Source organism: Sulfurimonas indica (assembly GCF_009192995.1).
GTDB lineage: Bacteria > Campylobacterota > Campylobacteria > Campylobacterales > Sulfurimonadaceae > Sulfurimonas > Sulfurimonas indica.
Map to the genome: position 1 here is coordinate 64634 of NZ_SDID01000007.1, position 19976 is coordinate 84609.

The window sequence follows — 19976 nt, forward strand, 5'->3', positions numbered from 1 at the left end:
TATGGAACCGTTTGTAATTGAAGAGACACATAACCCAAGTGGAGCACGAATCATAGCTGTAGGCGTCGGTGGCGGCGGTGGTAATATGATTGGACATATGATTAACGAAGGTGTCAGTGGCATTGAGATGATGCTTATCAATACTGATGCACAGGTGTTAAGCGAAACAAATGCTGCAACAAAGATACAAATCGGTGCAAAGCTTACAAAAGGGCTAGGTGCTGGAATGAAACCAAACATTGGTAAAGATTCTGCATTGGAAAACTATGATGATATTCGCTCAGCTCTTGAAGGTGCTGATATTGTCTTTATCTCTGCCGGTCTTGGTGGTGGAACTGGAACAGGGGCTGCTCCTGTTGTTGCTCAAATTGCCAAAGAGGTTGGTGCGCTTACAATCTCCATCGTTACAAAACCTTTTATGTTTGAAGGGCGTAAACGTCTTAAACTTGCTGAGAGCGGTTTAGAGGAGCTTAAAAAAGAGAGTGATTCTATTGTTGTTATTCCAAATGACAAACTCCTTTCAATTATTGACAGAAAACTGGGACTCAAAGAGAGCTTTAAAATCGTTGACTCTGTTTTAGCGCAAGCAGTAAGTGGAACTTCCGGTGTAATTCTCTCAAGCGGTGAAAATGACATCAACCTTGACTTTGCCGACCTGCAAACTGTAATGAGCCATAAAGGTATGGCACTTATGGGCGTTGGTGAGCATGAGGGTGAAAATGCTGCTTATGAAGCAATCAAAGCGGCTATTGAATCACCACTCCTTGACAATATGTCCATCAATGGCGCAATGGGTGTACTTGTACACTTTAGTATGCACCCTGACTTTCCCATGATGGAACTCGCAGAAGCTATGGAAGTAGTTCATGAGAGTGCACATGATGATGCTGAAGTTATCTGGGGAACATCTACTGATGCTACACTGAATGAGAATTACGTAAAAATCACAATTGTTGCGACAGGTTTTGAAAAAGATCTGGCAAACAATGAAGATTTTGTAGCAGAAAACCCAGCTCCAAAAGTTGAAAAAATCCGTCCTCGCCTTGTAGTTGGTGGTGACTTAGATAGTGACTATCTTGACATTCCTGCATATATGAGACAACAACAAGATTAACCTTGTCTGCTTCTTTTGAAAAGATCATGAAGGCCAAATCACTCCTTGGCCTGCGTGAGAAATCCTCCCTTAAAGAGATTAAAAACAAATACAAAAACCTTATGAAAAAATGGCATCCTGATAAGCATAAGGATAATATTGAAAAAGCTACAAAGATGAGTGTTAAAATCAATGAAGCCTACAAAACCATCCTTGAGTACACAAGCCACTATGAATACCCTTTTGATGAAGAGAGTATAAAAGCAAAATACCAGTCACCCTCAGATTGGATGAAAGACAGATTTGGTAATAAAAAAAATATGATTTAATAAATGAAGAAAAAAATTACAAAGAGTATCTTAAAACTCTTTGTAATATTAAATAATTAAAATGTTCCTGCGATTGAACGTGCTAATGCTTTTTCAAGCACTGGTTCAGCCTCTGAAAAATCTAAATTCACCTTTTCTGCTGTAGAAATAATACGAGTTCGGTATGTTTTCCATTTAACTTTACCGCCTTTGATATCTTGTTGTACCTTTGTTGAGCTTCCTTGAGCTAAAGAAGCTTGTTGTGTTTGTGTAACAATCTCTCCCTCTAATGGTCTTTCACGAATTTGCAAATCTGTTACCATTACATAAAAAGTGTCATCAACAAGGGCATCTCCTAAAAAGCCAAGTGCTGCACCTGCAAGTGCTACTCCAGCAGTTCCTCTACCACCTGCATTCATTGCATACGCTGCTGTACCACCAGCTAAAGCACCAGTAACAGCTGCCCCATAACCAGATCCCATAAGTCCCTGAGCTTCCCTTTTATCAGTCTTACTAACCTTTAAAATATTACCTTGAAGCATATATGTAGCTTTTGCAGGATCATTCGTTATTTTATACCCTTTTGCTTTAAGCTCATTTACAATTGCATCCTTAACATGTACTTCTTTATCTGATGTGTTTCTGATATTAAAATAAATAATTTTTTTATCTGGACTCACAGGTTCTAAAAATATTGTATCCGACATTTTTGTTTGAACATCTAAATTTCTTTTTTTGATTGCTGTATGCATAGCACTACATCCACTAAATCCCATACTCATTAATGCTACTAATGAAACTGTAACAATCCCTTTTCTTAACATATTTTCATACTCCTAATTAAAATTTAGAAAAAATTATATATATATATATTAAAAAGAACTGAATTGTATTATTTCTACAGCCATACCCCATTTTTCAAATAATATGCCAGTGGATAATAGCTAACAGTCATTACATAAACTGTATTGTAAAAAAGTGAAATATTAAAATGCTTTCGTAACTCTTCAGCTTTAAAATCTATGATACCAATGACAAAACCAAAAAATGTTCCAACAAAAAGCACTATGTATAAAAAATATCCTATATAGTTGTAATCACTCTGTAAAATACAAAATGGACAGTGGTGTGTCGGTTGTTCATAAATGTATGTACCAAAAAATGCAATAAGTGTTATCAATGCAATAAGTAAGAACAAAATATTTACAACAGCATAGATATATCTGTTTTTCAGTAAATACAAAAGTACTAAAAGGGCAAAGAGTCCATAAAAAACTGTCAGTAAAACTCTCGGTGATGCACTCAGTATCTCTGCTAAGTATGTTGCCGAAGTGGTGGAGAAAATTGCCCCACAACAATCCACTACACTGCTTATGTCCATAGCATTGAACATAAAACTCTCTAAAACTATCTCAGATATAAGAAGAAAATAGGCAACACAAAAAAGCAAAAACTTCTGCTTGAGATAAGGTTGATGTTCATACTTTATATCCTCATCATTGAGTACTATCCAAAAGGCAAAAACATAAAGGTTGAGTATCTTTAAAAACAGTAGCGGTGTTCCATAGCTTGTAGCACTGACAACACCGGCAGCACACATTGCTCCAGGAAGGATATTTGAGATATCATCCAGGGTATAGACAAAAAAGATAAAAAGCGGAATCTTTACATAAAATATAAACTTGATGATAGTTGCAGAGAGATAGCTCTTTTTTTCCAAAGCGTACTGATAGGAAGTTGTTGCATTTGCATCATACTTCAAAACAATTTTTAGAGAGTTAATGAACGCTATTGTCGCAAAAATGACAAAAAGAAGATTTAAAACACTCAACGTAATTATCTCAGGTGTTAAAAACATCAGAGTAACTTTCCATGTTCAAGATTAATGACTCTGTCAACAAAATCAAGCTCAAAAAAGAGCGGATCATGTGTTGCAACGACAATTGTTCGATTTTTTGACTTTAGCTCACGCAGTATCTCTATAAACTCACAGGAGAGTTTTTCATCAAGATTAGCTGTTGGTTCATCTGCTAAAATGATTTTTGGGTCATTAATGTTTGCTCTGGCAATTGCAACACGTTGCTGTTCTCCGCCTGAGAGATTTCTAACCATCAAAGATGATTTATGTGCTATAGAAAACATCTCTAACACTCTCTTTGCTTTTTGACGCATAAGCTCACGTGGTAAATTGAGAGGAAAAAGTGGCAAAAGTACATTCTCTTCTACACTTAATTCAGGAATAAGATTATACTTTTGAAATACGATACCGATATTGTCCCGTCTGTATGAAGCTGCAAAATGGTCCGGTAGTTTTGATATCTTCTTACCATCAACGATCACTTCACCCATTGTTGGTTTTGAGAGCCCAGCAATCAAAGATAAAATGGTACTCTTTCCACTTCCACTTACCCCTTTTAAGACAATAAGCTCACCCTCACCAAACTCCAATGAGATATCTTGCAGTGCTTTGATATTTTTGCCATAGATTTTTGAAACATTTTTTAACTTTATCATCGCATGACCTCATCAGCATCGAGTGTTGCAACTCTCCATGAAGGAATCAGTGTTGCTGCGATATAAACAGGTACAGAGAGTAGAAATATAAGTAGAATATATGATAATTCAATATGTATATTTAATTGAAAGTTATGAATCTCAAGCATATTTTCATGGGTAAATATTGCACCAAGCAGTGGCGCTTTGAATACAAAAACATAAACAAATGCGATACCTAATCCTAGAGTAAAAGAGAAAAATGAAAGCAGTGTAGCTTCATAGAATTTTGCGTGCAGTACATCTTCTACGCACCACCCTATCGCTTTTAATATCCCTATCTCACGCTTTTCTTCACTGCTGAGTCCATTTGCTTTGTCATAAATGATGATGAAAAATGTAAAAAGTGCTATAACAAAGAGTGAGAGAAAAACACCACTGTCATAGTCAAAAAGCTTTTCATACTCTAGCAGTAGATCATCTTTGGACGTTACTTTTGCATTTGGTAGCAGCAGACGAATCTTTGAGCTTATAAACTCCAACTCATTTTTATTTGCAACACTTAGAGCAATATCACTTCCCTCATCTGCACTATATCCAAAAATCTCTCGCAGCGTATCTTTGCTCATTATGATGAGATTTTTTAACTCCACTCTCTCACCTACATCAAAACTGGCTTTTATACTGACCTTATGTAAGCTTCCATCAGGCTTTATAAAATTAAAGTACTCTTTATAATAGGCTTGGTTCATGATATCTTGAACATTTTTACTCACAAGCATTTCTGAGTCACTCAGCTCATACTGTTCTAAAAGCTTTGCGACCACAGGATCATCCTGCATCTCAAAAGCATCAACGCCCAGCAGATAAAATGTACTCTCTTTGGGCCTGAAATAATACTTTCCTTGTACTTCTAGTTTTCCTGCTGTAACACCCTCTATCTCTAAAAGCTTATCAAGTACACTTACATCTATAGCTGCAGGCATTCCGGCTTTGTAGTTTTGTATGATGATATCACTTTGATTTGCTATACGCTCTTTTAGCTCATAACGCAGAGAACTTGTCACAAAAAAAAGCGTGGCAAGCAGTGCAACTAAAAGCGTAAATACAGTGACAATAAAGATATTTTTGTTTTTATGCCGTAAAATATAACTGTAGGCGTATTCTAAAAGATAGAAGTTTATTTTATTCATCGAGTTTATGCACCATTGCAGCTGTTACATTATCAAAGCGAACGATTGTTTTGCCCCGATGATCGAACAAAAACTGTTTTGCACTTTTTTCATTTTTAAATCCTATCAACTCATGCCCCATGGGTCCATATACATCACTTCCTATGACATAGTAAGCATCTTCTGCATCAATGGTCTCTTGTGTATAGTAAGCTCGTGTATAAATGTTTTTGATACCCTCTTTATGCTTGAAGTAGTATGTAAAGAGATCTTTCATACCATCAAAGTAGAGTTTTTTACCATCTTGATACTCTATCATAGAGACCCATCGTGGATACTTATATAAAAACATACCACATATCGGGCATTTCTCTTTCTGTGAAACATTTAAATCAGGGTATTTTCTCTCTACTTTTGCTTCTCTTTGTACATCCCATAAGTAAAGAGCCAAAGCTTCTTGATAACTGCTTTTTAAATTTCCACACTCTTTTGTCTCTTTTATAGAGTCTAAGAGAGCCTCATAACTTTTAAATGCATTTACATTAAGCTTTGAACATTTCTTTTGAAATATTTTTTTACCCATTGGATATATCTTTTTAGATTTCAGTGCATCTGAATAATTTGGATACGCAAAAAGATTGGTAATAAGAATAAAAAAGAGAAACAGAAGTTTAGAGAGCGACATTATGCGACCTTACTATGATTTAGGGCACATCTAAAAGCCCTAACAACCCTCAGAGAGATAAAACAGAGATGAAGTTGTGAAGAACTTTTTTTGAGCCATAGCCTAAGCTACGGCGATGAAAAATTCTTTGCAAGTTCGCTCTGTTTTACCCTCCCTACGGGCATAAGAGAAAAGTCCATACTCTTCGTTAATCTTTTTTAACTTAGCTACAGCTAGGTCTTCAAAAGATTGCCTTGATTATGAAATTTTTTCTTATGCTGAGGATTGTTAGGGCTTTTAGATGTGCCCTTAAGATAATATCGAAAAAGAGTTAAAAAAGTGTTAAGGAGGCACTAATCAATGCGTAGAAGCATCAATCTGCGTATGAAAAGAACAAGAAGCGCAACAGCCAAAAATTTGAAGTCTATCTCACTGGCAATATGAATATTTGCAAATGTATCACTCTGTGTTGCTTCTTTCCCCATAGACTGCATCGCTAAAATCTTAGGTACATAGACAGCAGCAAACATCAATGATGAAAAAAGAGCAGTAACAGCCGCTCCAAATAAAATGGCATCACGCTGTCCACGTTTATACATATAGACCTCATAAAAGGCGATATATCCTGCTAGAAAATAGACCCAGTAAGAAAAATTGTGAAATATCTCACCCATAATGATACCCATATTATAATGGTCTATCAGCATGCCTACTAAAATTTTATCACTGTGAAACACAACAGGCGCTACAATGGCACCAAGTACCAAAACAGCACCAAAACTTGCAGCAATGACAAGTAGATAACTAAAATCCAAATAAATATTTCTTTTTAACATATGCTATACCTTTAGTGTAAAGCCTCTGTCAAATGAAGAGTAGTCCTGATAAAATTCGAGGCTTTTAATTTTTGTGTTCTGTAAATAAGAACGTATTCTATCTTGTTGGTCATAACCCATCTCACAGCTAAAAAACTTAATCTTTTGCCTTAAGACTTCATCAAGAAGCTTTTGAATGATTTCGTCACCGATTTGACCACCAAAAAGAGCATTTTGAGGCTCGTAAGAGAGGTTTGATTCAAGCTCTTCATCCTCTGCAATGTAAGGAGGATTTGATACCAGATAATCAATTTGTTCATCCACTGATTCTAGAAGTGAGCCCTCACGCAACTCTATTTGATTTTGCAGACCAAAGTTTTCAATATTTTTCTGAGCAACTGCAAGTGCTTTTGGAGAGATATCAACGGCGATTATCTTTGCATTTGGAAGATGTTGCGCAAGCATTATAGAGATGATGCCACTACCAACCCCTACCTCAACAAGTCTGATTGCTGCCTCTTTGTCCTCGATATTTTTTAAAACCTCATCGATTAAAAGCTCAGTTTCAGGACGTGGAATAAGAGCACCCTCGTCTATATAAAACTGCTGCGAATAAAAACTGACACGATTGACGATATACTCAAAAGGCTCATTCCTGCTTCTGCGTGTAATCCAGTCAAAAAAAGTATCATCAAGCTCTATCTCACTCTTTTGATTTGTAAGCAGCCATAGCTCATCTTTATCAAAATAAGCCATCAAGAGCAGTTGTGCCTCACGTGCGGCTCTTGGAATCCGAGAGACTTGAAGCGTCTGCGTTATCTCACGCAATAACGCTTCAACTATATATTTGCGTCGCATTTACCCGCAAGTCCACTCTCATCTATATATCCAATATCCACACCAAGCTCTTTAAGACGCTCAATTACCGGAGGATGCGTATAGTGAAAAAAGATATAGAGCGGATGTGAGAGTGGAAAACTTCTGTTTTCTGTAACGAGTTTCTGCAAAGCATTTGCAAGCTCAATCGCTCCAGAAGCTCCACCAAGCTCACTGCCCATTCTATCTGCTTCATACTCATTATGTCTGCTGACCACTCCCATAATCGGCATCATGATAAAGCCAAGAACCGGCATAAAAAGTATTAAAAGTATCATAACAACATACGGCTCTCTTGAGAGTCCCATCTCCATATAAAGTGAGTCAGGTAGATTTCCAAAAATTGCAAACATTGCAAAGAGCATTCCACCAACTAGAGCTATATTTTTATAAATATCTCCGTGAGCAAAGTGTCCAAGTTCATGTCCAAGTACTGCTAAAAGCTCTTTTGTTGAGAGCTTCTCTAAAAGTGTATCAAAAAGAACTACTCTTTTTGTTTTACCAAATCCGCCAAAATAAGCATTCAGACGTGCATCACGCTTACTTGCATCACTGACAAACACACCCGAGCTTACAAAACCTGTTGCATCCATTAGACGCTTTATCTCACTGTCAAGCTCTTCATCTTCAAGCGGTTTGACCTTATCAAAGAACATTGCACGAAATGTCGGATAGAGCATATTTATAGCGATAACTACTGCAAATATAAAAAGAAAGCTCCAGAGCCACCAAAGTTCAACATTTGTCATAATCGCATAGATACCCCATACAACCAAAGAGCCAAAGAGAATCATTGTGACAAAAGATATCACGGTATCTTTTATCCATTGTCCGAGTGTCGATTTGTTAAAGTCGTACTCTGTATCAATAACAAACTTTTCATAGTAAGAAAACGGCAGTGATATAATGTAGTTGATAACAACAAAACCCATCACAATTACGATATTCTTCATCGCTTCATTTTCCAACATAAAAAACTGATGCTCTAAGGCTTTGATACCAACACCCATCCATGCAATAAAGACAAGATAATCTATAAAAGTATTGACAATTGCAAGTTTCTCTTTTGCAACAGCATAATTACCTGCTTTTAAAAATTCACTTGCTCCTAAGAGAACCGGAGTTTTTCTTTTTGCTATATTGATATAACCGATTTGCATCACACTCGTATATATCGAAATAGCGACATAAAGAGTATATATACCTACAATTGTCATTAACATCTATCTACCTTTTTATTTGACCGGCATTGTATGTGCACCAAACGGTGCTGTTTCAAACTTCTCTTTTACCGGGATCGTTTCATCTTTTGCATTATAAACTTTTGCTGCAATCGTGTAGCCTACACCAATTAAAAGACCAACTATAATGACTGTCCATACAATCTTCTTTTTTTCACCTTTTAGTGTATCATAATCACTAATACTTTCTAATGTTGGTTCCATAATAATCCTTTAATTATAAAATTTTATACGATAATAGCACAACAGCCTGTAAGAAAAGAGAATGAATCAAAAGTAATCTGACGATTTAAGTCTATTTTTTATTTTATTTTATCGTCATTTTCTAAAAGTGCAAGTGTAGAAGTAGGTAAATACCTACTCTACTGGATAATCAAGATAATAATCTACCACTTTCGACTCTAAGGTCACCTCTTTGATAAGTTCTACTACTTTGAGGTGTTCTGGATGCACGGCATAGGCCTGCAGGTCTTCTTTAGTCTCAAAAGTCGAATAGAGAGAAAGGTCCATTGCTCTCTCGGACTCATTAAAGTTGATACCGACCTCCATCGTTTTTAAAACATCTATCTTCTCTTCTAACTGCTCAAGTTTATCTTGAACTTTCGCAATATTTCTTGCTTTGTTTTCCTCTTTGAACTGAAACATTACAATATGTACTACCATCACACAACCTTAAAAAAATTTCAAAATTTTACCAAGTTTTTCATTATACTTGGATAATATAGAGGCATGAAAGAATTATACGGTGTTGGCATTTTATTTTTTTATTTTCTAAAATGGCCTATCTTTTTAGGTTATATCTACCTGCGTCTAAACGGATATAAAGAGAATTATATTCTTGATGTTCTTTGGCTCTACTCTCTCTTTTTAATACTCAAAGATTTTTATACCTTTTATAAACGAACCAAAGAGAAACAAGAGCATCAAGACGATACATCCTCTTAAGAGAGTATACCGCTCCAGAAAAATTTTGCAATCATTACAATAAAGAATACACCTAAAATATTAAGAACTATCCCATACTTTATCATATCCCGTACATTTACAACCCCACTACTCATCGCAATCGCATTTGGCGGGGTTGCGATTGGCAACATAAAGGCATATGACGCACAGATAGCCGCGACCATCATAAAGAGTGTTGTATTGATGCCTGATTGCTCTGCAACAGAGTAGATAACCGGTAGCATAATGGAAATCAGTGCCGTATTGGAAGTTATCTCTGTGGTAAAGGTTATCAGTAGCGCTATAGTTAAAAGAAGCAGTATCGGAGTGAGTGTCGTCATATCTAACAGATAGGATGCCAACTCATCTGCAAGTCCTGTTTGTGAAAATGCCTTTGCAATGGAGAAACCCGCACCAAATAAAAACATAATCGCATAAGGGACTTTTTTACTGTCATTGCTCCACTCTAGAATCTTAAACGGAGGTAAGAACAACAGTAGTCCAAACCCAAGCAGTATCCCACTCTCACTCAAGCCTAATCCATGCCAAAATGGTTTCATCGGTGCATTAACAAGTAAAAGAACTATCAGCGAACCGAGTAAAAGAAGTACTTTTTTCTGATTTGCATCAAGAATTTTAGGCTTTACCTCTCTATTTATTTCAATATCACCAACACCGATACTTAAAAGCAGACTCACACTCACAAGCATCATAAAGACCAGGGGAGCAACCATCCACATCCATTGAAAAAATGGAATAAGCGCCATATTGTGTTCTTGCATGATACCCAAGAGTATAAGGTTTGGCGGCGTTCCAATAGGTGTGAGTATACCTCCAACACTTGCACCATAGGCAATAGCCAATGCAAAACGCATCTTCAGTCTTGCATTTTCAGTAATAAATATCGCTATTGTAATAAGCAGCAATGTTGTTGTTGTATTTGAAAGAATTGAGCTTAGCAACGCAGACGTAAGTGCTAAAGAGAATATCATACCCCTTGGTGTTTCAGGGAAAAATCCTAAAATTTTATCAGCTATAAAAATATGCAGTTTCGTCTTCTCTACTGCAATAGCAAGTAAAAATCCACCTAAAAACAGATAAATTATAGGATGTGCATAATTTACCGTCGTCATTTTTGTCGTAATAATTCCCAACGCCGGAAATAAAATGATAGGAAGCAGTGATATCACACCCAGATGCAGGGCTTCATTTGTCCACAAAGTAACCAAAAATGCTATAACACCTAAGAGTCTGCTCTGTGTTTCATTGAAAATTGTCAAACCGAGAAAATAGATGACAACACCTATAAAAAGCGCTGTTAAAATTTTAAAAAACTCTGATTTATACTCGGTCATCATTTTCCCTTAGTTCGTCAGTAGATCTCGTAGAGATTCCTGTGGAGACTTTCCTTCAAGTGTTGCATACACCTCTGTGGCAATAGGCAGGTAGAGACTGTTTTTTTGCGCAATTTCTCGAAGTGCGTATGCAGTACCGATACCCTCAGCCACTTCACCAAGCTCACGCAGAATATCTTCCTGAGAGAGTCCACGGGCAAGTCCCAGTCCTACCCGAAAGTTTCTACTCATTGTTGATGATGCTGTGAGAAAAAGGTCTCCTGCACCACTGAGTCCTAAAAAAGTATCTTTTTTTGCTCCATAGACAGCACCAAAACGCTCCATCTCTACAAGCCCCCGTGAGATAAGTGCAGCCGCAGCGTTGTTTCCAAGCTCAAGCCCTGAACAAATTCCAGCAGCAATGGCAATGACATTTTTATAAGCCCCTGAGATCTCTGCACCAACAACATCATTGGATGTATATGTTTTGATAAATAAAGGAAAAAGCTTTGCAAACTCTTCTGCAAGCTTCTCATTGACAGAACTTACAACTAAAGCCGTAGGGAGTGATTGTATCACTTCTGCTGCAAATGATGGTCCTGAGAGAAAAGCGATATTTTCATCTGGAACATATTGGCTGTAGATCTCATTTAAAAATCTGCCAGTTTTTGCTTCTATTCCTTTGGATGCAACAAGGATTTTTTGATTGCTAAAAACAAAGTTTTCCTCCAACCAAGATGCAACTTGCTGTGCAGGTACTGTGATGATAAGATAGTCACACTTGAGAATCTCTTCTAATGAGACAAAGTTCTTTATATCTCTTGGTGTTCGAGAATTAATAAGAACATCATTCTTCTGTGAGAGTGCAAATGCAAGTGCACTTCCCCATTTACCAGCTCCAATGACTCCAATTGACATATCGTTTACTCCCTATTTTCTTTTCAAATTCAGCGATATCGGCTTCATATCCCACAACAACCAATATATCTCCCTCTTGGATAATATGATGTTTGGCCTTTGAAGAGTAGATAAACTCACTTTTCATATCTTTATGCATAACCGATAGTACTATGATACCATTATAACGTGTCCAATCGATACTTGTTAATTGTTCATCTTTGAAATGGCTCTCTTTATCGATCTTGATCTGTGCTATTTTCAACTCACTCTCTTCATACAAGATACTATGTAAAATTTTACTCGATATTGGCTTTTCAAGCATATTTGTAATGATATCCGATGTTGTTTCTACAATAGGAATCACCTTGTTGGCACCTGCCATTTTGAGCTTATTGGCACTCTCATTATTTGAAGCTACTGCGATAATTGTCAGATTTTCAAAATTTGCACGTAAGGAGATGGTTAAAAAGATATTTTGGGCATTCTCTTCAAGCAGACAAAACGCCATAGAGTTCTCTATATCTACATCCTTACGAATCTCAAGCCACTCATCACTCAGATCAAAAATCTCAACACGACCATCACTTTTTTCTACATCCTCTTCATGTAAAGAGTATATCTTCACATGTTTATACTTATCGACAACATTTGCCATAATCTCATGCGCATACTTGTTATATCCAAAAATCAGTGCTGTTGTCTTAGCCATTTCTAACCTTTGTATGCAGATATTTTTCAAATTCTAAAATAAAAATCTCATACCCGACAACCAAAAGATAATCCCCTACTTCAAGCAGTGTATCATCAATAGGATTGAAAAAGAATCGGTCATGATCATATTTATAGATTCCTAAAAGAACAACCCGAAACTCTTTGTTTCCAAGGTCACCGACTGTTGGAAAATTATCGACAATACGCTGCGTAATACCAAGCTCGTCAATCTTCACATCGGCATTTTCACTACGCAGTTCATGAATCACCTCAAAGGCGACAGGTTTACCGACAAGCTCTTTTGTAATAAGTCCTACAAGCTCCTGAGGATAGACGATTTTATCTATCCCTGCAAAGTCAAGTTTCTTACGATTTGCATCGCTCATAAGTAAAGAGAGAATAAAGACATCTTTGTTAATAGAGCGGATTGTAAGTGCGGCATATACATTTTCGATATCATCCTCACGCAGACACAAAACTGCTTTGATCTGTTTGTCCATATTGATATTGAGCTTTTCATAGCTGTCCACTCTTCCTGGATTGTAATGGAGTGCCGTATAGCCATCTTTTTTTGCCATTGCAACACGACTTTGATCATCATCCATAATGATGATTGAACTACCTCTTGCAGAGAGTTTTCTTGCAACCTCACGTGAGACCTGTTCATATCCACAGATAAGATAGAATTTCTTGAGCTTTGAGACATCTTCAATGGTCTTTATCTCTCGAATCTCATCAAGTTTTTCTGTAAATGCAGAGACAAAGAGTGATGTTGTAAATGCCAAAACCGCTATACCTGCCATAATGACCAAAGTGGCAACAAATCTGCCTTCTGTCGTAATAGGGACAATATCTCCATATCCAACAGTTGAGATGGTAACGATCGACCAGTAAAGAGCTTGAAAAAGGGTATTTATAGGAGATTCAGGGTTATTTCCCTCCATCACATAGATAAGTACCGAAGAGACAAAAATTACAACCGAAGCAAAAATTCCAAGTGTTAAAAACTCAAACTTTTTCGTAGCAAGAACAGAAGAGAGTGTCTGAAAACTTTTTGCATATCGAAAGAGTTTAAAAACACGAAAGAGGATGAAAATTCGAAGGAGTCGCAACTCATGGAAGAAAGGTAGTATCGCAAACAAGTCGATAATTGCTTTTGGCGATGCCATATAGTTCAGTTTTACTTTTAAGATCTGTTTGAAAGCCTTTGCAAGATTGATCTCTCGATGTAAAAAAGTATCATGTTCGGCACGGGCTACAATAATCTTACTGACACTGCTACTCACCCAAAGCCGTAACATATATTCAACAAAAAATATAAAAGAGATGATATAGTTGCTAAAGAACATAAGGTAGTCATTCACATGGAACTTTACCTCACGTATAAGGACACCTACACTGATAAAGATAAGTGTAATCATAAAAATATCTATATATTTTTTATACCTGTTTTTATCATCTTCTAAAATATTATAAAAAAAACGCTTACGCTTCTGATACGATTTTGATGTATCTAAATAGTAGGCAAAATCAAGTATCCAGCGTTTTAGCATTGTTCTTAACCTAGCTTAGCTTTGAGTATCTCGTTTACAGCTTGCGGATTTGCACTTCCTTTTGAAGCTTTCATAACCTGCCCAACAAAGAATCCAAAGAGTTTCTCTTTTCCAGCTTTATACTGCTCTACTTTGTCTTGATTTGCGTTTATTATCTCATCACACATCGCTTCAATAGCACCAGTATCTGTAACTTGTTTCAATCCCAGTGTATCAATAGCATCATCAACACTAACTGCTTCATTTTCCATTAGATGATCAAGAACCTCTTTGGCAGCTTTTCCAGATATTGTCTTATCATCGATACGTTTTACCAAAAAGCCAAGTTTTTTCGCATCTACCGGAGAGTTCATTATATTAACATCACCCTTGAGACGAGCTTGCAGCTCAACTGTAAGCCATGTAGTAGCAGTTTTTGCACTTACACCATCTTCAGCCATCATTGTCTCAAAAAAGTTTGCCATCTCTACAGAAGATGTGATAACAGAAGCGTTGTACTGATTCATACCGTACTCAGATACAAAACGCTCTTTTTTCGCATCTGGAAGCTCTGGGATTTTTGTATATTTTTCCATCATTTCATCAGTAACTTCACATTTAAGAAGGTCAGGTTCTGGGAAGTATCTATAATCAGCAGCTTCCTCTTTTCCACGCATAGAACGAGTCTCTTGTTTTACCTGATCAAAAAGACGCGTCTCTTGGACTATCTCTTCATCATAGGTACCATCTTCCCATGCTTCAACTTGACGAGACACTTCTACTTCTATCGCTTTTTGGATGAACTTAAAGGAGTTGATGTTTTTAATCTCAACGCGAGTATAGAGCTTCTCATCACCTTTTGGACGAATTGAGACGTTTACATCAACACGGAAACTTCCTTCTTGCATATTTGCATCACCAATGTCAATATAACGGATGATAGAGTGTAGCTTTTTCAGATAAAGAATTGCTTCTTCTGCACTTCTCAAATCTGGCTCACTTACGATCTCTAAAAGTGGTGTTCCTGCACGATTTAAGTCAACCTTTGAGATATCACCGTCATGAATGTTTTTACCAGCATCGGCTTCAATATGTGCACGATTTACACGAATAGTCTTGTTTGAGCCATCTTCGAAATCAATTTGAAGTTTTCCATGCTCTACTATTGGTGTATAGAGCTGTGTTATCTGATATGCAGATGGAGAATCCGGATAGAAGTACGACTTTCTGTCAAAGTATGAAACTCTGTTGATCGTAGCATCCAAAGCCGTTCCAAGCATAATAGATTTATGTACAACTTCTTTATTAAGTACCGGAAGTGCACCTGGTAGTGCTAAGCATGTAGGACAGGTATTTGTATTTTGTTTATGATTAAAACTCGTAGGACACGAGCAAAAAAGTTTTGTTTTTGTATTGAGTTGAACATGGACCTCAAGCCCTATTACGACTTCAAACATAGTTTTCCTTAGATGAAATAAATTAAATTTATCTATTTTATCCAATAAATGCTTTAAAATACGTTATTTTCGGCAAGAAGCTTTAAGCTTGGAAAAAACTTCCTTTTGTGATATAATTATCACATTGATAAATATAAGAAAAAGCCAACCTTACTGTGAAGTAAGCACGGAAAGTTATGGGTCTTTTATCCAAAAGATCGCCAGACTGCCAAATGTATTTATATTCTACATTTTTTCTATATCTATCATAATTTCACTGTAATCAAATATTTGCTTATTTGATTGTTATGGAGAAAATTATGAAAACTCTAATCTCAGCAATTTTGCTTCTGTTTTTATCTACATCGTTATTTTCGGCAGATAATTATAAATTTGATATTTATAATGTTGATGCATACAACAGATCTATTCCTGCCATTTCTCTGGCTATTACACCAAAAAACAGTAGCGGATTCCAATTTATACTCTCATATGTAAGTACACTCTTTAGCTTTGAAAAGCCGGTTCAAGAGTATACACTTAATGATAAGTACACAAATGTGCAAATGAGTCTCAATTTTAGATTTTAAATTGAGCTAAGGCTATTTTGTATGTTTTGCGTAGATTTTTTCTAAAAGCTCTGTCTGCTTTTTTGCCTCTTTAAGTCGTTCTTTATTGACCATAAAAGCATCGAGTGTAAGAATCAAAAAGAGTGCTAGGATAATATAAAGTAGTGTTACAAAAATTGCCAAAACAGTGCCTAGCATGATAAAAAATTTGAAAGTGATAAGAGCACCAAAGAGCACTATCGCCCATGATGCTCCAAGCAAAAAGCTTATGATTCTCTCATATATATCTTTTTGCATAAAGGGAGGTTTAGTGCTCTTCTACGATGATTGCACCAGCAAGATAAACATAAGTAAGCATCATAAAGATAAATGCCTGTAAGAATGCACCAAATGTTAAAAGAGCAAATGGGATTAACGGCATCACCCATGGAACAAGCATTAAGATTACTGCCAAGAACATATCATCACCTTTGATATTACCAAAAAGACGGAAGCTAAGAGAGATAATACGTGAAAAGTGTGAAACGATTTCAACAGGGAACATTAACCATGCTAACCACCATACAGGCCCTGTAAAGTGTTTTAAATAGTTGATAATACCGTGTGTTTTGATACCAACAAAGTTATAATAAACAAATACAGAAAGTGCTAAAGTAAGTGTCATATTTAAGTTTGAAGACGGTGCTTCAAAACCTGGAACGATACCGATTAAGTTTGCAAAACCAACAAAAAGCCCGATTGTTGCAACTAATGCAAGGTATTTACGAGCATGTAGTTTACCCATTACATCTGTACCCATTTGTAAAACACCACCAATGTATGCTTCCATAAGGTTTTGTGTACCTTTTGGTACAAGTTGTAAGTTTGACATAGCAACTCTTGCTAATACGATTGCAATTAATGCTGCTAGAACCATATGTGTCAGAAAAAGAAAATCATGATTTTCTGAAATCAGTCCGAAAAAAGTAAACATTTCACCCATAGGCTTGCTCCCTTGTCTTTAAAAATTACGGAATTATATTCAAAGTTGCATTAAAATATTATAAGTCTTGCTATAATTAGTAATAAAAATCAGAAATTGGAGAAAGAGTATGAAACTAATAAAATCTATTGCACTAGTGAGTTTAACGGCATCACTGCTTATTGCCCAAGGGCAAGGTAAGAAAAAAGATGAAGCGCTACAGAGTGTAGTAAACACAGGAAAGCAAAGTTCAAAGCTTCTGTTAAAGACACTTGGGTCCAATATGAAAAAAAATATGAAAGCCGGCGGTCCAATGAAAGCTTTGGATTTTTGTTCACAAGAAGCTTACAACCTGACAGAGAAAGTAAACAAAGAGCTTCCAAAAGGTGTTACAGTAAAACGTATCAGTATGAAGTACAGAAATCCTGCAAACAAACCTGAAGCAGATGAAGCAGCTGTTTTAGAAGCACTTGCAAAATTAAAAAATGCCAATGTCATTCTGCCTAAACAGGTAGTCCAAAAAGTAAGTGCAGATACATACAAATACTACAAACCTTTGGTTATCAATAAAAAAGTATGTCTGAAATGTCATGGTGATATTCAAAATGTTGCATTAAAACGTGCGATTGAAGAGCGTTACCCAATGGACAAAGCAACACACTATAAAATGGGTGACCTGCGTGGGGCTGTTGTAGTCACTATTAAAAAATAAGCCAAACGAGGAGAACTCCTCGTTTATTTTGCAAACTCTACTGCTCTGCTCTCCCGAATTACATTTACTTTAATTTCACCCGGGTATTGAACTTTTTGTTCTATCTCTTTTGCTATCTCTTTAGCCATTAAAACCGACTCATCATCATTGACAAGTGTTGCATTGACAAAGACGCGTACCTCACGTCCTGCATTGATGGCATAGGCCTGACGAACACCGACATGTGCAGAAGCGATATCTTCAATTTCTGTAACACGTTTTAAGAAGCTCTCTAGCACCTCACGGCGTGCTCCCGGACGTGCCGCAGAGAGAGCATCTGCTGCACACACTGCACCACACTCAACTGAGTGAATCTCTTGCTGTCCATGGTGCGCATAGATTGCATTAATGACGACTTCATCTTCATTGTAGCGACGGCATATCTCTGCACCCAAATCTACATGATTTCCATCGACATCATGGGTAAGTGCCTTACCAATATCATGCAGAAGTCCCGCACGTTTTGCCAAAATCGGATCACCGCCCATTTCAGCAGCCATAATACCAGCCAAGTGAGCCACTTCAAGTGTATGTGCCAGTGCGTTTTGTCCATAAGAAGCACGATAACGCAGACGACCAATGAGCTTCATAAGTTCTGGATGCATCACTCCGATATTTAGCTCTGCAACTAGCTCTTCACCCTCTGAGAGAATCTTTGACTCAAACTCATCTGAGACCTTCTTAAATATCTCCTCAATACGGGCCGGCTGAATTCTTCCATCTTCTATAAGCAGTTGCAGTGTTTTTGTCGCTATTGCACGACGATAGAGATTAAAACTACTCACAAGAATTGCATTTGGCGTATCATCGATGATAATATCAACACCTAAAAGTGTCTCAAGCGCTTTGATATTGCGCCCCTCTTTACCGATGATACGACCTTTTAACTCATCATTGTCAAGGTGCACTAAGTTTGTCAGTCTCTCTGCTGCAAACTCTCCTGCATAACGGCTTGTTGCCTGAGCTAATATGTAGTTTGCTTTTCTCTCAGCCTGCTCTTTTGCCTCATTTTCATAACGTCGTACGATATGTGCTATCTCCGCACGTGATTTCTCTTCTATCGTATCAAGCAGCATCTTTTTTGCTTCATCTTGCGTCATTCCTGCACAATGCTCTACTGCATGGAGTGCTTCGTCTATCTTTTGTTCATATTTTTTTTTCAGTGAAGCAAGGGACTTTTCATTTCTCTCTAAATTTATTTTTTGGGCTTTTAGAGCTTTGAGTTCTAACTGAATCTTTTTTTCTTCATCTTGTTTATAACGCAAAAAGCTCTGCTCTTTTCGAATCAGCTCATCTTCTCTTTGATGCAGATCCGCTTTTGCTCTGGCTTTTGCAGTGTCAAACTCTTTCTTTGCCTCAAGCTCTATCTCACGAGACTTCAGATGTGCACGCTCCAGTAGCGTTTGTGCCTCATTCTCGATCGCTTTTGCTTTTGCCTGAGCCTGTTCAACATAAATGTCAAAATTAGCACCCGTAATTTTTTTAGAGATGAAAAAGCCTACTACTCCACTGACAGTGGCAATGCCACCGCCTAGTAGTATCTCATTTAACATCTTTTATTTCCTCTTTTTTTGCATAGCCCTGTTTTTTATCATCTTTGTTGGTGTAATGAGCAGATCACCGGTGACATCATAAACATCACAAATTTTTTCTTTTGTATGGCAAAGTTGTGGCTGTATAAAAACAGTATAAGGTCTCTTTTGTAATTTTTCAAAGAAACGGTCATACATTCCTTTTCCAAAACCAATTCTTTGCATGCTACCATCCACCCCAACAACAGGCACTATGGCAATATCAATTTTTTTAATATCTTTTAATGTATTTCCCGCTTCAAAAACACCAAACTTTTTTTTCTTAAGCGGTAATCTAAATGGTACCATTTTAAAACTTTTGCCAACCATAAACGGTATGAAAATATTATGTTTTTTTCTTAATTTTTTCAATGTTTTTATAATATTTGCTTCACCTTTCAATGGATAATAGAGAAGAATATCAGCTCTTTTATCATCCTTTAAAATACTCTGCAACTTTTTGTTTAAAAGGTAGTCTCTGTATATTTTATTGTGACTGGGTATATTTTTTATTTTTTTAAGACAATTTTTTCTAAATTCGCTTTTTGTAAGAGTCATATTAAAACTTTATGGATATAATTTCAAACATTTTACACAAATTAAG

The 19976-nt window shown here is 36.7% G+C and carries 24 protein-coding genes and 1 riboswitch; of the genes, 5 read left to right on the forward strand and 19 right to left on the reverse strand.

Annotated elements, in window-relative coordinates:
* The first annotated feature begins 1 nt into the window (after position 1).
* Positions 2-1114: a cell division protein FtsZ gene (gene ftsZ, locus ES948_RS04955; protein WP_152183838.1), complete on the forward strand. Its 1113-nt coding sequence runs from the start codon at positions 2-4 to the stop codon at positions 1112-1114.
* Between the two features lie 2 nt (positions 1115-1116).
* Positions 1117-1422 (forward strand): J domain-containing protein, encoded by a 306-nt coding sequence (locus tag ES948_RS04960; RefSeq protein WP_246153821.1) that lies wholly within the window; start codon positions 1117-1119, stop codon positions 1420-1422.
* A 56-nt stretch (positions 1423-1478) separates the two neighbouring features.
* On the opposite strand, the gene ES948_RS04965 is transcribed toward ES948_RS04960, so the two are convergent.
* The 10 genes from ES948_RS04965 to ES948_RS05010 form a co-directional block, all read right to left on the reverse strand.
* Entirely contained in the window at positions 1479-2225 is a 747-nt protein-coding gene (locus ES948_RS04965) for a complement resistance protein TraT (RefSeq protein WP_152183839.1), read from the reverse strand.
* A 74-nt stretch (positions 2226-2299) separates the two neighbouring features.
* On the reverse strand, positions 2300-3259 hold the full coding sequence (locus ES948_RS04970; protein WP_152183840.1) for a hypothetical protein: 960 nt from the start codon (positions 3257-3259) through the stop codon (positions 2300-2302).
* Complete coding sequence (locus ES948_RS04975) at positions 3259-3915, reverse strand: ABC transporter ATP-binding protein (protein WP_152183841.1); 657 nt, start codon at positions 3913-3915, stop codon at positions 3259-3261. The genes ES948_RS04970 and ES948_RS04975 overlap by 1 nt, the downstream gene beginning before the upstream one ends.
* Complete coding sequence (locus ES948_RS04980) at positions 3912-5087, reverse strand: ABC transporter permease (protein WP_152183842.1); 1176 nt, start codon at positions 5085-5087, stop codon at positions 3912-3914. Before ES948_RS04980 ends, ES948_RS04975 begins: the two co-directional genes overlap by 4 nt.
* Positions 5080-5751 (reverse strand): nitrous oxide reductase accessory protein NosL, encoded by a 672-nt coding sequence (locus ES948_RS04985; protein ID WP_152183843.1) that lies wholly within the window; start codon positions 5749-5751, stop codon positions 5080-5082. The genes ES948_RS04980 and ES948_RS04985 overlap by 8 nt, the downstream gene beginning before the upstream one ends.
* Before the next feature lie 332 nt (positions 5752-6083).
* On the reverse strand, positions 6084-6566 hold the full coding sequence (locus tag ES948_RS04990; protein WP_152183844.1) for a DUF4149 domain-containing protein: 483 nt from the start codon (positions 6564-6566) through the stop codon (positions 6084-6086).
* A 3-nt stretch (positions 6567-6569) separates the two neighbouring features.
* The gene (prmC, locus tag ES948_RS04995) at positions 6570-7403 is read right to left on the reverse strand and encodes a peptide chain release factor N(5)-glutamine methyltransferase (RefSeq protein WP_152183845.1); all 834 of its coding nucleotides are present in this window, start codon (positions 7401-7403) and stop codon (positions 6570-6572) included.
* A complete protein-coding gene (locus tag ES948_RS05000; protein WP_152183846.1) occupies positions 7385-8644 on the reverse strand; it encodes a M48 family metallopeptidase in 1260 nt (419 codons plus the stop codon). The genes prmC and ES948_RS05000 overlap by 19 nt, the downstream gene beginning before the upstream one ends.
* Positions 8645-8656: 12 nt before the next feature.
* Positions 8657-8866 carry a hypothetical protein gene (locus ES948_RS05005; RefSeq protein WP_152183847.1) on the reverse strand — a complete coding sequence of 70 codons (210 nt, stop codon included), beginning with the start codon at positions 8864-8866 and terminating at the stop codon, positions 8657-8659.
* A 153-nt stretch (positions 8867-9019) separates the two neighbouring features.
* Positions 9020-9325 (reverse strand): Dabb family protein, encoded by a 306-nt coding sequence (locus ES948_RS05010; protein WP_152183848.1) that lies wholly within the window; start codon positions 9323-9325, stop codon positions 9020-9022.
* Between the two features lie 66 nt (positions 9326-9391).
* Between ES948_RS05010 and ES948_RS05015 the strand changes: the two genes are divergently transcribed.
* Positions 9392-9607, forward strand: a complete 216-nt coding sequence (locus ES948_RS05015) for a hypothetical protein (RefSeq protein ID WP_152183849.1) — start codon at positions 9392-9394, stop codon at positions 9605-9607.
* On the opposite strand, the gene ES948_RS05020 is transcribed toward ES948_RS05015, so the two are convergent.
* From ES948_RS05020 to gatB, 5 genes are read right to left on the reverse strand one after another with little or no spacing between them, the layout of a single operon-like run.
* Positions 9604-10962 carry an SLC13 family permease gene (locus ES948_RS05020; protein WP_152183850.1) on the reverse strand — a complete coding sequence of 453 codons (1359 nt, stop codon included), beginning with the start codon at positions 10960-10962 and terminating at the stop codon, positions 9604-9606. The genes ES948_RS05015 and ES948_RS05020 overlap by 4 nt on opposite strands.
* Positions 10963-10971: 9 nt before the next feature.
* Positions 10972-11859, reverse strand: coding sequence for an NAD(P)H-dependent glycerol-3-phosphate dehydrogenase (locus tag ES948_RS05025; protein ID WP_152183851.1), 888 nt, complete (start codon positions 11857-11859; stop codon positions 10972-10974).
* Positions 11831-12550: an NAD-binding protein gene (locus ES948_RS05030; RefSeq protein WP_152183852.1), complete on the reverse strand. Its 720-nt coding sequence runs from the start codon at positions 12548-12550 to the stop codon at positions 11831-11833. Before ES948_RS05030 ends, ES948_RS05025 begins: the two co-directional genes overlap by 29 nt.
* Complete coding sequence (locus tag ES948_RS05035) at positions 12543-14105, reverse strand: ion transporter (protein WP_152183853.1); 1563 nt, start codon at positions 14103-14105, stop codon at positions 12543-12545. Before ES948_RS05035 ends, ES948_RS05030 begins: the two co-directional genes overlap by 8 nt.
* A 5-nt stretch (positions 14106-14110) precedes the next feature.
* On the reverse strand, positions 14111-15541 hold the full coding sequence (gene gatB, locus ES948_RS05040; protein ID WP_152183854.1) for an Asp-tRNA(Asn)/Glu-tRNA(Gln) amidotransferase subunit GatB: 1431 nt from the start codon (positions 15539-15541) through the stop codon (positions 14111-14113).
* Positions 15542-15674: 133 nt separating this feature from the next.
* Positions 15675-15754, forward strand: a riboswitch (cyclic di-GMP riboswitch).
* A gap of 86 nt (positions 15755-15840) precedes the next feature.
* On the opposite strand from gatB, the gene ES948_RS05045 reads away from it, so the two are divergent.
* Positions 15841-16110, forward strand: a complete 270-nt coding sequence (locus ES948_RS05045) for a hypothetical protein (protein WP_152183855.1) — start codon at positions 15841-15843, stop codon at positions 16108-16110.
* 12 nt (positions 16111-16122) lie between these two features.
* Here ES948_RS05045 and ES948_RS05050 read toward each other — a convergent pair whose 3' ends face one another.
* The gene (locus ES948_RS05050) at positions 16123-16386 is read right to left on the reverse strand and encodes a hypothetical protein (protein WP_152183856.1); all 264 of its coding nucleotides are present in this window, start codon (positions 16384-16386) and stop codon (positions 16123-16125) included.
* A gap of 10 nt (positions 16387-16396) precedes the next feature.
* The gene (locus ES948_RS05055) at positions 16397-17071 is read right to left on the reverse strand and encodes a F0F1 ATP synthase subunit A (protein ID WP_152183857.1); all 675 of its coding nucleotides are present in this window, start codon (positions 17069-17071) and stop codon (positions 16397-16399) included.
* A 109-nt stretch (positions 17072-17180) separates the two neighbouring features.
* Between ES948_RS05055 and ES948_RS05060 the strand changes: the two genes are divergently transcribed.
* The gene (locus ES948_RS05060; protein WP_152183858.1) at positions 17181-17762 is read left to right on the forward strand and encodes a Tll0287-like domain-containing protein; all 582 of its coding nucleotides are present in this window, start codon (positions 17181-17183) and stop codon (positions 17760-17762) included.
* Positions 17763-17785: 23 nt separating this feature from the next.
* Here ES948_RS05060 and rny read toward each other — a convergent pair whose 3' ends face one another.
* Positions 17786-19354, reverse strand: coding sequence for a ribonuclease Y (gene rny, locus ES948_RS05065; RefSeq protein ID WP_152183859.1), 1569 nt, complete (start codon positions 19352-19354; stop codon positions 17786-17788).
* 3 nt (positions 19355-19357) lie between these two features.
* On the reverse strand, positions 19358-19930 hold the full coding sequence (locus ES948_RS05070; protein WP_152183860.1) for a 5-formyltetrahydrofolate cyclo-ligase: 573 nt from the start codon (positions 19928-19930) through the stop codon (positions 19358-19360).
* Positions 19931-19976 lie beyond the last annotated feature (46 nt).